We start from the raw sequence: 12,344 nt of genomic DNA, 5'->3' as shown, positions 1-12,344 counted from the left end.
CTAGTAAACCATTTCCCTTTTGCGATCCAAACGAAAAGCAGTAAGAAACTGGTTATCTTGCAAACTGCCATTTAGTAGCTGGGCGACTACTATTCCTGTCAGCGGACTTAATAAAATTCCATTGCGGAAATGTCCGGCGGCAACAAATAAGCCACTCCAAACAGGATGTTCACCTATGTATGGAATCCCATCACCGGTCTGCGGCCTGATACCCGACCACACCCGCTCCCATTTTGCATTGGTTATTTGCGGGACAATCTTCATCGCTCTTTCGATTAATGTTGCAATTCCGCCGGCAGTGACATTGTTTTCAAATGTATTTTCAACCACTGTGGCACCAATGTAAACTTCGCCATTTCTTTTAGGAACAAAATAACAGCGTTTGTCGGAAAAAATAGTGGTATTGATCAACGGCTTTTCAGGCTTTACTGAAAAACATTCACCTTTTACAGGATAAATTGTAAGATCCATTCCAGTCTCTCGCAAAATTTTGGCCGCCCAAGCGCCTGAAGCAACAACAACCTGCTCACAATGAATTTCTTCTTCGGAAGTTTTAACGCCTGCAATGCGGCCATTCTCATAAACGAAGGAAACTACTTCAGTATTTTCACGGATTTCCGCACCAAAATGGGCTGCTGCTTTTGCAAAAGCAAGCGATAACTTTGCAGGCTGAACATGACCATCATTTGGAAGATACATAGCACCAACGATCGTTGGGGCTAAATTTGACTCCATATGCTGCAATTCTTTTGAATCAAGCCACTGAATGCTAGAATCCCAGCTTCGTTGAAATGCAACTTGCTTCTTTAACGCAGCGGCCATTTCTTCAGTTTCAGCAATTTTTAGCATCCCTTTATTGACAAACTCAATATCAATTCCCGTATACTCCAATAATTCGCTGGCAATGAGCGGAAACATGGACTGACTTTTCAAAGCAAGTTGAAAAAACGGCCCGTCTTGCTCAATTTCTGCTTGAGCAGCGAGCATGCCGGCGGCTGCACTTGAAGCCTGGCAGGCTAATGAAGATTTTTCAAGAATCACAACTTTTTTCCCTGATTTTGCAAGTTGATAGGCGATTGAAGAGCCGATTACACCCCCACCAACAATCGCTACGTCAAAAACCTTTCCCACTTTCTACATCTCCATTTTCAATTTCATTTTTGTAGGCTTTAACAGCCGATACAGGGTCATGTGCATCGAAAATCCCTGACATAACCGCAATGCCTTTTGCCCCCACTTGTAAAACTTGCTTTGCATTTTCAGGAAGGATACCGCCAATTGCAATGACGGGGACCGACAGAAATCCAGTTATTTTTTTTAACTCCTCCAACCCTTTTGGCTTTAGGCCCGGCTTGGAACCGCTTGGAAAAATATGTCCATAAAGTAAATAATCAGCATTCGATTGTTCCGCTTTTATTCCTTCTTCAATAGAGTGAATGGAACAACCAACCGTCAAACGAGGAAAATTGGCCTTAACAACTGACACATCCAAACTATGCCAAGCTAATTGAACACCGGCTGCGCCTGTCACTAACGCAACATCCACCCGGTCGTTTAGGACGATTTTCGATACGGGGACATTGGATTTCGTCAATAGGTTCATTGTTTGATATAAATCCCGAGCCGATTTTTGTTTTTCACGCAAATGAAATTTCGCAACATACGGGTGAATATCCGCCAGTATTTCGACAAGCTGAGGGATCGGCATTTTCCCGTTTGACACAACATGAAGTTCTTTTGCACAATGTTTAATTCATTATCACCTCTTTTTAAACTCGCTGACAAATCATAACAATAGGATTAAAAAAGCAAAAAACCACTTCTCCCATGCAGGAGAAGTGGTTAGATGGATTCTAGCAGCGTCCAAAAAATCCTGTTTCCCACTTCCCTACGCTGGTATGATCCAGGTCAGGTTCTTAGAGTCCCGAAGTTGCACTTCAATCTCAGCCCTTTAAAAGGGCACCCCTAGCGGTTCCGTTCATGTATTCAGTTGTTTTCCTTCTTCTTTTATACTAGCACCATGAAATAGATTGTCAATAAAAAGCAATAGAAATTTTCAAAAATTTGCATTAATGGTTTTGGATCGGGCTGTTCACTAAGTTTTCATTTAAAATCAATGTCCAATTCATCCATTTTTTTCAGTATTTTTCCTTAGTGTTTCCTTAAACTCACCAAAGTAGCTTAAGGCATCCGGATTTGCCAATGAACCAAGATTAACCGCTTGCTCGATAGCAGTGCCCATTAAAATTTTTTTGATGGGGACTTCTAGCTTTTTACCGCTTAATGTTTTCGGAAGCTCGTGTACTCGAAAAATATCATTTGGAACATAGCGTGGCGATGCACTTTGGCGAATGGCTCCATTCACTCTTTTTTTCACATCTTCCGTGAGCTCGGCACCCTCTTTTAAAACAATAAATAGCGGCATGTACGATTGGCCACTTGAAATTGGGATCTCAACAACAAGGCTGTCGAGCACTTCGGGGATGTTTTCAAGGGAACTGTAAATTTCGCTCGTACCCATGCGGATCCCACCGCGGTTGATCGTGGCATCCGACCTGCCATAAATAATGGCGCTTCCTCTCGATGTGATTTTTATAAAGTCTCCATGACGCCAAATACCAGGATAAACATCAAAATAACTTGCTTTGTAACGCTCGTTGTTCTCATCATTCCAAAAATATATGGGCATGGAGGGCATTGGCTCAGTGATCACGAGCTCTCCAATCTCGTCTATTTGTTCGATACCATCCTCGGAAAATGCTTTTACCGCTGCACCAAGCGCTCTTGCCTGCAATTCACCGGCATAAACAGGCAGCAGGGGTGATCCCCCTACAAAAGCTGTACAAAGATCGGTTCCACCGCTTGTCGAAAAAAGCCAAATATCGTCTTTCACGTGATCATACACCCACTCAAAACCGCTGACAGGAAGCGGCGAACCCGTTGAACCAAGGCTTCTTAAATGGGAAAGATTATATTTCTCTTTTGGATTCACACTAGATTTCATACAGGCCGTTATATAGCTTGCACTTGTTCCAAACACCGTCATTTTTGTAGCTTCAGCAAATTTCCACAACGTTTCTTCATTTGGATAACTCGGATTTCCATCATACAGCAAAACCGTTGAACCAGAAAGTAAAGCGCTTACAACAACATTCCACATCATCCATCCGGTAGTGGTATACCAGAAAAAGCGGTCGTCTTCCTTTAAATCATTTTGCAAGGCTCCCAATTTTAATTGTTCAAGCAAAATACCCCCATGACTTTGAACAATCGGTTTTGGCTTTCCGGTTGTTCCTGATGAGTACAATATCCAAAGTGGATGTTCAAAGGGTACGGGCTCAAAAGCAAGGGAAGCACCTCTGTGTCTTTCAATTAGTTCACTCCACAGTACCGTTTTTGCAAGCCCGTCTAATAAAGGCTGCTCATGGAGATAAGGTATAACAATGGTTCCTTCCAAAGTTGAAAGCTCGGCTTGAATCTTTTTTACTATTTCAACCCTATCAAAGTCTTTTCCTCCGTAGCGATAGCCGTCAACGACAATCAAAATTTTCGGTTCAATTTGCTTGAATCGATCGATCACACTCATCAAGCCGAATTCAGGTGCACAACTTGACCAAACGGCCCCAATACTTGCACATGCCAAAAAGGCCGTTAAGGTTTCATGAATATTCGACGCATATGCAGCGATTCGGTCGCCACGCTTTACACCCGCTGATACAAAATATTGAGCAATGGCAGCGGTGTTTTTCTTCAGTTCACTCCAATCCAGTTTGCCTTGTGGGCGGATTTCCGACTGATAAATCACTGCCGGTTGTCCTGTTCGTTCAGATCGAAAAATATGCTCGGCATAATTTACTGAAGCACCTTCAAACCAATGTGCTCCCGGCATTTTTCGTCCACTAAGCACTGCCTCATAAGGTGTATGTGACGTTATTTCAAAAAAACTCCAGACTGCCGACCAAAATCCTTCTATATCGGAAACGGACCATTCCCATAATTTTTCATAAGTGTCAAAATGAAGCCCGCGCATCTCCCTCAACCATGTCATAAACTTTGTCATATTGGCATTTTTCCGGATTTCTTTTGATGGTTGCCATAATAATCTTCCTTCCATCCTTTCCGCGGTCATATCCATCCCCCTTCCACTTTCATTTAAAAGCATCTATTATCATCATATACACGTTGTAATTCGCAATTTCCTTTTTTTATAGAAAATGTGGGAATCCTCATCAATATTTTTTATTTTTCCAATCAATTATTAATGAAACAAAAGCAACATCGTTATAAAATAAAACTATAAGAGGGAACAATAAGAATGTAGAAACATGAAACATTCGTTATAATGAAAATATAAACTGAATCGTTCAACACTCCCGTTATTTTAGAAGAGGACAACTGAAATGGAGTGGTATTGTTATAGATGAAAAACGCATTCAAGAGGGGAATTGCAGATGAAAAAAAGAAAAAAACACAATTTTTTGCAACGGATTGGCAGAGCATTTAAATTAAATTTTATTAAACTGCTTCGTTCACCCGGAGGAGCAAAAAAAGTGTCACTCGGTTTTGCTTTGGGATTTGGGCTGGAGATGCTGGTGATTTCGACAGCATCGCTAGTCTATATTATCTTTATTCCACTTGTTCGGCTTGCAAAGGGTTCACTGCCTGCTGCAATCATTGGCAACGTTATTGGCAAACTTACCTTTCTTCCTGTGATCCTTTTACCGATAGCCAAAGCAATCGGCAAAGCAATTTATCCTGTAAATGTGAAAATTAATAGTCAAGGAGCATCCTTCTCGTTTCAAAAATTACTTCAGGGTGATTTAAGCAGTCTTAGCAGTCTTTTGCACGGCAGCATAAATGTGTTAATTGGCATGAGCATTCTCGGCACCATCCTCGGTTTCATATCCTACTTTATTGTTCATTATTTTTATGAAAAAGAAAAAGCAAAAAGAATGAAAAAAAATCGCGAAAAGCATGCATTAGGCGGAAATTCAGCAAATAAAAATTTTGTCTAAAAAAGGCGTTTACTCGTAAGAGTGAAGCGCCTGCTCTTTTTGTATGCCTGTCTCTTCCCAGCCTTTGCATACATCTATCCATTCTTTTGCCTGTGAAAATTGAAAAAGCTCTGAAATTGTTAATTCAATCGCAGAATTTGAACTGCCACAGGCCGGAAATACTGTTTCAAACCGTTTTAGTGAAATATCCAAATAGACATCCAGTTCCCTTGCTAAGCCAAATGGGCAAACACCCCCAATTTGGTGCCCTGTTTGCAGTAACACTTCATCCGATGCCAGCATCCGGGCTTTAAAACCAAAAAAATGTCGAAATTTCTTGTTGTCAATTTTGGTATCACCTGCCGCAACCACTAAAATTGCTTGCCCTTCAGTTCCGCTAAAAGATAACGTCTTGGCAATTCGAGCTGGAATGACACCAATCGTTTCAGCAGCCTCTCCAACTGTTGCACTGGATGTTTCAAACTCCATGATGTCAGCCTCTCGATTCCATTGCTGAAAATACCTTGTCACATTTTCAAACGACATACTTTTCCTCCTTCAGTTTGAATTTTACTAGCATTATACCAAACTTTGCTGATGAAACGCGAGGTCGGCATGGACTTTCCACGTATACCATATAAAAAAGAACCGCTTGGGCTCTATTTATTTTAAACTTCGATGCAGGAAGGCTTTTGTCCGCTCGAATTTTGGATTTGTAAACAACTCGGACGGGGGGGCTGATTCGATAATCTCACCGTTGTCCATAAAAATGGCTTTGTTGGCAACTTCTTTGGCAAAACCCATTTCATGGGTAACTACAATCATTGTCATCTGCTCTTTTGCTAGTTCTTTCATGACTTCCAATACTTCACCAGTTAATTCCGGGTCAAGCGCAGATGTTGGCTCATCAAACAATAGGATTTCCGGGTTCATCATTAACGCTCTAGCAATGGCCACCCGCTGCTTTTGTCCGCCTGAAAGTTTTGCCGGATAGGCTGTATCCTTATCAGCCATCCCGATTTTTTTCAATAGTTCCCTGCTTCGCTTCTCGATCGTCTCCGTTGATTCATTCTTCGCCAGTTTTGGTGCAATTTCCAGATTTTCTTTAACCGTTAAATGTGGAAACAGGTTGAAATGCTGGAATACCATCCCCATTTTTGACGTCACCTTTTTGATCTCCTGTGGTTTTGAATAAATTCCTTCCTTAACGAGATAGTCGCCCTCCACACGGATGGTACCGCCATTTATTTCTTCAAGATGAATAAGACCGCGCAGCATCGTGCTTTTTCCTGATCCAGATGGTCCGATAACCGCAACAACATCATTTTTGTTTACTTTAAATGAAATATCTTTTAACACTTCCAGTTTTCCAAATGATTTTTTCAAGCTGGAAACTTCGATCATTGCCATTTTCATCACTCTCCCTATTCGAATTGATACCGTTGTTCAAGCCATTTAAAGAACATACTCAATATAAATGTAATAATTAAGTAAATAACTCCGGCATAGAAGAAAGGCATAATGGTAAAATCACGATTAACCGCAGTTTCGGCATAGTGCAACAATTCAGGTACAGCCACTGCATAGAGCAATGCCGTATCTTTGACCAACGTTACAGATTCATTTGCAACGGCTGGAAGGGCGATACGAAACATTTGCGGTAAAATGATCTTTCTTGTCGTTTGCCACTTTGTTAATCCAAGCACCTGCGAAGCTTCGTATTGACCCTTGTCAATCGCCAAAAGCCCGCCGCGGAAAATTTCCGCAAAATAAGCAGCATAATTCAGAACAAAGCCGATCCCGGCGGCAACAAACCGGTCGAGTACTAAGTACTGGCCAATACCGGGGATAAGCGGGAGGCCGAAGCAGATAAAGAGCAACTGCAGCAATAACGGAGTGCCACGCATGACGTAAATATAGGCTTGAGTTATTCGTGATAGTGTTTTAAATCGGCTTCTAATTGCCAGCGTGAGCATAAAACCAAGCGGAATGGACAGGACAATCGCTATCAAAAACATAAGGATCGTATTTTGCGCTCCCTCAAGCATTGGTTTAATAATGGTATTGAAATATTCTAAAGACATCTGTTCATTCCTCCACAAACAAAACAGGCTTTCCAAAAGCGGAAATCCTGTTTTTGTCGATTTTATGATCCATCCTCATGGACTCGCCGATTGGCTAGTTTTCGTTTAAAACCTTATTTTCTCCAAACCATTTTTCAGAGATTTTAGCAGCTGTACCATCTTTGTTCAGTTCATCAAGTGCCTTTTGAAGTTTGTTTAACAGTTCTTCATTGCCTTTTTTCACGCCAACACCGTATTCTTCTGGAGCAAGCGATTCGTTTAACAATTTAAAGGTGTTCTTTTCTTTTGCCATATAATACTTGATTACTACTTCATCAATTACAACCGCGTCAATTCGGCCTGTTTTTAAGTCATTCAGTGCCGTTACGTTATCGGAATACTCCGTTACTTTCTTAATCTTTGATTTGATTGGATTGGCATTTAAAGCGTCAGCAGCGGAAGAAAGGGATTGAAGACCGACCACTTTACCTGTTAAATCATCCAATTTAGCCATGTTAGACTTAGCAAGGGTTACGACTACTTGAGCGTTTTTTAAATACGGCTTTGTAAAGAGAACTTTCTTTTTGCGCTCATCTGTGATTGTATAGCCATTCCAAATGAGATCAATCCGCCCGCTTGCCAATTCTGATTCTTTTGTGCTCCAGTCGATTGGCAGGAATTTCACTTTTTCTCCCATTTTTTTTGCTGCTGCTTTTGCATAATCAATGTCAAAACCGACAATAGTATTGTTTTTATCACGGAAACCCATTGGCGCGAATTTATCGTCTATTCCAATCACCAGTGTTTTGTCCTTTGCAGGTGCATTAGAAGAGCAGCCAGTTATCAGCGAAATTACTGCTGCGATTACGAGAATAACAGAAAATATGCGTTTCATGTTTACTAACCCCTTTTACCATTTGCTTTAATACGTTAATAAATTATCAAACTATACTATAATATCATAGAGTAAAAGGAGTTACAATTCAATTTTAAAAAAGGATATAAAAGGGATAAGTCCGTGCTATAGGAAGCACGGCTTTCTTATTTAATCATTATTATTGTTTTACGGTAAACTTTGCTTTTGCTTCAATCCGACGGCGGTGCAAAATCGGTTCTGTGTAACCGTTTGGCTGATCGTATCCTTGGAAGACAAGATCGCACGCTGCCTGGAACGCGACGGAATCATCATAGTTGGCTGCCATAGGGCGGTAACGTGGATCATCGGCATTTTGTTCGTCAACGACTTTCGCCATGCGCCTTAACGTTTCCATTACTTGTTCTTTCGTGCAAATTCCGTGATGCAGCCAGTTTGCCATATGCTGGCTGGAAATTCGCAATGTTGCCCGATCTTCCATCAGACCAATGTTGTTAATATCCGGAACTTTTGAGCAGCCGACTCCTTGTTCAACCCAGCGGACAACATAGCCAAGGATTCCCTGTGCATTATTATCCAGTTCTTCTTGAACTTCCTCAGGTGTCCATTGTGGATTTTCAGCCACTGGAATTTGCAGAATCTCATCATTTACATCAGTGATTTCATCTAACAGATTGTTCTGAACTTGCTTAACATTTACTTGATGATAGTGAAGAGCATGCAAGGTTGCTGCTGTTGGCGATGGAACCCATGCCGTATTGGCCCCTGCTTTTGGATGAACGCCCTTTTGTTTTAACATTGCATCCATTAGATCCGGCATTGCCCACATTCCCTTGCCAATTTGGGCATGACCTTGGAAACCAGTTTCCAGCCCTCTGTATACATTTGATCTTTCATAACTTTGAAGCCATGTGGAGGATTTCATATCATTTTTGCGAATCATTGGACCCATTTCCATCGATGTATGAATTTCATCCCCTGTTCGATCAAGGAAACCAGTATTAATGAAGACAATCCGATCCTTTACTTCGCGGATGCATGCTTTTAAGTTAAGGGATGTGCGGCGCTCTTCATCCATTACACCTATTTTTAAGGTGTTACGCTCTAAGCCTAACAAATCTTCCGTCCGATCAAAAAGCTCATTGGCAAAAGCAACCTCTTTTGAACCATGCATTTTTGGTTTAACAATATAGATTGAACCTTTGGAAGAATTTTGGTATTTTCCGTTAGCTAATAAAGAATGTTTGGCGACTAGACTTGTAAAGACTGCATCAAGGATACCTTCTGGGACTTCATTGCCATTTTCGTCTAAAATCATATTTATGGTCATTAAATGACCAACATTTCGAACAAACATAAGCGAGCGCCCATTAAGTGAGAATTCTTCTCCTGTTGGTGAAGTATAAATACGGTCGGGATTCATTGTCCGGGTCATAACTTTCCCCGCTTTTGTAAAAGTAGCCGAAAGCTCTCCCCTCATTAGTCCCAACCAGTTTCGATACACTAGTACTTTATCTTCTGCATCAACTGCTGTCACTGAGTCTTCGCAATCCATTATGGTTGTAATCGCTGCTTCTAGCAGAATATCTTTTACACCTGCTGGATCGGTCTTGCCAATCGGGTGATTGCGGTCAATTTGTATTTCGAAATGAAGATCGTTGTTTTTCAATAAGACAGCCGTCGGGGCTTCCGCTTCACCCTGGTAGCCGGCAAACTTGCTTTCTTCACTAAGACCGACAACGTTTCCGCTGCTCAAGGATACCTCAAGCTTTCCGTTTGCAACCTTGTATCCAACAGCATCTTTATGAGAACCATCAAGAAGCGGCGCAGCTTGGTCGAGGAATTCTTTTGCAAAAGAAATAACTTTCTCGCCGCGTACCGGATTATAGGCTCTCCCCTTTTCCGCACCGTCCTCTTCGCTAATAGCATCTGTACCATATAATGCATCATAAAGACTTCCCCAGCGCGCATTGGCGGCATTGATTGCATACCGTCCATTATTAACCGGAACGACTAGTTGCGGACCCGCTTGAATGGCAACTTCATCATCTACATTTGAAGTGGTGACCTTGAAATCCTCCACTTCCGGTTCAAGGTAGCCAATCTCTTTCAAAAAAGATTTGTATTGTTCAAAATCAAATTCCTTATGTTCAAGATGCCAATTGTTTAGTTTCTTTTGAATTTCATCACGAACAGCCAGCAATTCTTTATTTTTCGGAGCCAGATCGTTTATAAGCGCTTCCAATCCTGACCAAAAAGACTGCTGATCCACATCGCTGCCAGGCAGTGCTTCTCTGTTAACAAATTCGTAGAGTTCAGTTGCTACCTGTAAATTGCCAACCTGCGTATAGTTCGACATTCATCTCATCCTCCTAACACTTTTTCAATTCGCTTCAATATTGTTTCTTATTATGAAACATCGTTTCTTAATGTTTACACTCAAATAATAGCACACTCCTTTGACTAATTTCAATAATTTTCAATCAATTTACGTGATTTTTCTTAGTCAGAAAGTCGGTTGTATAAATATTGATGCGCTTTAAAAAAACTATACCTTTTATACAAAAAACCGGTTCTTTTGTAGAATAAACCGGTTTTTTTGAGTATATTCAATTTTTCCAAAACGAAAGTCATTCAAAAAGAGAAAGAAATTGCCCGTATCCTTCTTCTTCGAGTTTCTCTTTTGGAATAAAACGAAGCGATGCGGAATTGATGCAATAGCGGGCGTGATCCGGCCCTGGGCCGTCGTCAAAAACATGACCTAAATGGGAATCGGATGATTTGGCACGGATCTCTATTCGGCGCATCCCGTAAGAAGTATCGAGTTTCTCTTCCAGCTCCTGCCTCCTTAACGGTTTGGTAAAGCTCGGCCAGCCACAGCCAGCATCATACTTATCTTTGGAGCTAAACAAAGGCTCCCCAGAAATAAGGTCAACATAAATGCCCTCTTCGGCATTGTTCCAATATTCATTACGAAACGGTGGTTCGGTTGCATTATTTTGGGTCACTTCATATTGAAGTGGGGTCAAAACTTTACGCAGTTCTTCATCCGTCTTGCGCTTTTTCCAATTTTCACGAATGAAACGAGCCCGGCCTGATCCTTCTTTGTAAAGCCGATAGTGGAACGAATTTTTTTTATAATAATGCTGGTGTTTTTCTTCCGCTTTGTAAAAAGGCCCGGCAGGCAAAATTTTCGTTACAATCGGCTTTTGAAAACGGCCGCTCGCCTCAAGCTCGGCCTTTGAAGCTCTGGCAAGCTCTTTTTGTCGGTCATTATGATAAAAAATCGCTGTTCGATAAGAACTACCGCGATCGTTAAATTGCCCACCCTCGTCTGTCGGGTCGATTTGCTGCCAATACAGCTGTAGTAACTTTTCATAAGGAAAAACGGCTGGATCAAATGTAATTTGGACTGCTTCGTAGTGTCCTGTCGTGTCCGAACACACTTCCTCATAGGTTGGATTTTCTTTGTGTCCGCCAGTATAGCCGGATTCCACTTCAACAATTCCCGGCTGTTCGTCGAACGGTTCAACCATACACCAAAAACAGCCGCCGGCAAACGTTGCTTTCTCATAGTGTTCTGTCATAAAAATTCATCCCCTTGATTTGCGTATTCGCATCTATTCTTTATATTCCCACAAAAACATTTTAAAAAGCAAACGAAAAAGCAGGAACCGCGTTCGATTCCTGTGTGTTTTTTCTATTTCATTTTTTCTGTTGGAACTTTTATAGCTCTTGCAAAATTTTTTATTTCCTTTATGCCAATTCTATTTAATAAATTTATTATTTTGTTAAGATGATTGCAATCCTCAACGACAACAAAGCTTGACTGCCGCAGCTTATTTCGATAATGAATGGTCAATTTAAAAGCATGATTCAACCGTGTATCCAATCCGTATAGCTCATGCCAGCGAACAATTTTTTCAACTTCATATCCTTTTATCTTTTCGGAAGTATAGAACCTTCCGTTTACAATCAATCCTTTCGGTAAAACAAATAAATTCCCCCGATGTTTTACTGCGCTGATGAGAAGAAAAAACAAATAGGCAAAACTTAAAAATGTTGAATCAAGCCAGTTCGTTGTAACTACGATCCACAACATAACCATTAACAACAGTATTGTGAGCGTTGTACCCCAATTGACGAATTTATATGATTTTGTATCTTTCGAAAGCATCTCCATTTCTTTCCATTCCGATGGAATGAGGATACTTTCAAATTCGTCTTTTTCTGTTGGATAGAGGGCATTTTGTGAACAATCTACTGCTTTCTTTAAATTCAGTCGGTATTGCAAAAGATAATAAATGCTGATGACAAACAATGCAGCAATCAAAATCGAAACCAAACTTTCTCTCCCCCTTATAATTAGCATATGTTGCTTCCATAATAAAACATAAATGGTAAGAAGAAAAG

The 12,344-nt window shown here is 40.9% G+C and carries 11 protein-coding genes and 1 riboswitch; of the genes, 1 reads left to right on the top strand and 10 read right to left on the bottom strand.

The window, feature by feature from the left end; translation table 11 throughout:
* From thiO to ACQYAD_RS11360, 3 genes are all read right to left on the bottom strand, one after another.
* Complete coding sequence (gene thiO / locus ACQYAD_RS11370) at positions 1–1,131, bottom strand: glycine oxidase ThiO (protein WP_430238245.1); 1,131 nt, start codon at positions 1,129–1,131, stop codon at positions 1–3.
* On the bottom strand, positions 1,115–1,753 hold the full coding sequence (gene tenI, locus ACQYAD_RS11365) for a thiazole tautomerase TenI (protein WP_430238794.1): 639 nt from the start codon (positions 1,751–1,753) through the stop codon (positions 1,115–1,117). The genes thiO and tenI overlap by 17 nt, the downstream gene beginning before the upstream one ends.
* A gap of 115 nt (positions 1,754–1,868) precedes the next feature.
* Positions 1,869–1,977: riboswitch (TPP riboswitch) on the bottom strand.
* Positions 1,978–2,125: 148 nt separating this feature from the next.
* Positions 2,126–4,129, bottom strand: a complete 2,004-nt coding sequence (locus ACQYAD_RS11360) for an acetoacetate--CoA ligase (protein WP_430238244.1) — start codon at positions 4,127–4,129, stop codon at positions 2,126–2,128.
* Positions 4,130–4,451: 322 nt separating this feature from the next.
* Between ACQYAD_RS11360 and ACQYAD_RS11355 the strand changes: the two genes are divergently transcribed.
* Entirely contained in the window at positions 4,452–5,015 is a 564-nt protein-coding gene (locus ACQYAD_RS11355) for a DUF2062 domain-containing protein (protein ID WP_430238242.1), read from the top strand.
* Between the two features lie 9 nt (positions 5,016–5,024).
* On the opposite strand, the gene ACQYAD_RS11350 is transcribed toward ACQYAD_RS11355, so the two are convergent.
* From ACQYAD_RS11350 to ACQYAD_RS11320, 7 genes are all read right to left on the bottom strand, one after another.
* On the bottom strand, positions 5,025–5,540 hold the full coding sequence (locus tag ACQYAD_RS11350; protein ID WP_430238240.1) for a YbaK/EbsC family protein: 516 nt from the start codon (positions 5,538–5,540) through the stop codon (positions 5,025–5,027).
* Positions 5,541–5,657: 117 nt separating this feature from the next.
* Positions 5,658–6,404, bottom strand: coding sequence for an amino acid ABC transporter ATP-binding protein (locus ACQYAD_RS11345; protein WP_430238238.1), 747 nt, complete (start codon positions 6,402–6,404; stop codon positions 5,658–5,660).
* 14 nt (positions 6,405–6,418) lie between these two features.
* Positions 6,419–7,078 carry an amino acid ABC transporter permease gene (locus ACQYAD_RS11340; RefSeq protein ID WP_430238236.1) on the bottom strand — a complete coding sequence of 220 codons (660 nt, stop codon included), beginning with the start codon at positions 7,076–7,078 and terminating at the stop codon, positions 6,419–6,421.
* A gap of 94 nt (positions 7,079–7,172) precedes the next feature.
* Entirely contained in the window at positions 7,173–7,952 is a 780-nt protein-coding gene (locus ACQYAD_RS11335) for an amino acid ABC transporter substrate-binding protein (protein ID WP_430238234.1), read from the bottom strand.
* Positions 7,953–8,112: 160 nt separating this feature from the next.
* A complete protein-coding gene (locus ACQYAD_RS11330) occupies positions 8,113–10,290 on the bottom strand; it encodes a malate synthase G (RefSeq protein ID WP_430238232.1) in 2,178 nt (725 codons plus the stop codon).
* A 271-nt stretch (positions 10,291–10,561) separates the two neighbouring features.
* Positions 10,562–11,518, bottom strand: a complete 957-nt coding sequence (gene msrA, locus ACQYAD_RS11325; protein ID WP_430238230.1) for a peptide-methionine (S)-S-oxide reductase MsrA — start codon at positions 11,516–11,518, stop codon at positions 10,562–10,564.
* A gap of 113 nt (positions 11,519–11,631) precedes the next feature.
* The gene (locus ACQYAD_RS11320; RefSeq protein WP_430238228.1) at positions 11,632–12,276 is read right to left on the bottom strand and encodes a hypothetical protein; all 645 of its coding nucleotides are present in this window, start codon (positions 12,274–12,276) and stop codon (positions 11,632–11,634) included.
* Positions 12,277–12,344: the final 68 nt, after the last annotated feature.

The organism is Neobacillus sp. SM06 (genome assembly GCF_050496765.1).
Lineage (GTDB): Bacteria > Bacillota > Bacilli > Bacillales > Cytobacillaceae > JAEVLT01.
Note: the sequence above shows the minus strand (reverse complement) of the source record. Positions and strands in the feature narration are given on the sequence as shown.

Excerpts from the sequence above, each read along its gene's own strand:
- ACQYAD_RS11350 (WP_430238240.1), bottom strand. The coding sequence starts at position 5,540 with ATGTCGTTTGAAAATGTGACAAGGTATTTTCAGCAATGGAATCGAGAG.
- ACQYAD_RS11355 (WP_430238242.1), top strand. The coding sequence starts at position 4,452 with ATGAAAAAAAGAAAAAAACACAATTTTTTGCAACGGATTGGCAGAGCA.
- ACQYAD_RS11330 (WP_430238232.1), bottom strand. The coding sequence starts at position 10,290 with ATGTCGAACTATACGCAGGTTGGCAATTTACAGGTAGCAACTGAACTC.
- ACQYAD_RS11345 (WP_430238238.1), bottom strand. The coding sequence starts at position 6,404 with ATGGCAATGATCGAAGTTTCCAGCTTGAAAAAATCATTTGGAAAACTG.
- ACQYAD_RS11340 (WP_430238236.1), bottom strand. The coding sequence starts at position 7,078 with ATGTCTTTAGAATATTTCAATACCATTATTAAACCAATGCTTGAGGGA.
- ACQYAD_RS11335 (WP_430238234.1), bottom strand. The coding sequence starts at position 7,952 with ATGAAACGCATATTTTCTGTTATTCTCGTAATCGCAGCAGTAATTTCG.
- msrA (WP_430238230.1), bottom strand. The coding sequence starts at position 11,518 with ATGACAGAACACTATGAGAAAGCAACGTTTGCCGGCGGCTGTTTTTGG.
- ACQYAD_RS11360 (WP_430238244.1), bottom strand. The coding sequence starts at position 4,129 with ATGACCGCGGAAAGGATGGAAGGAAGATTATTATGGCAACCATCAAAA.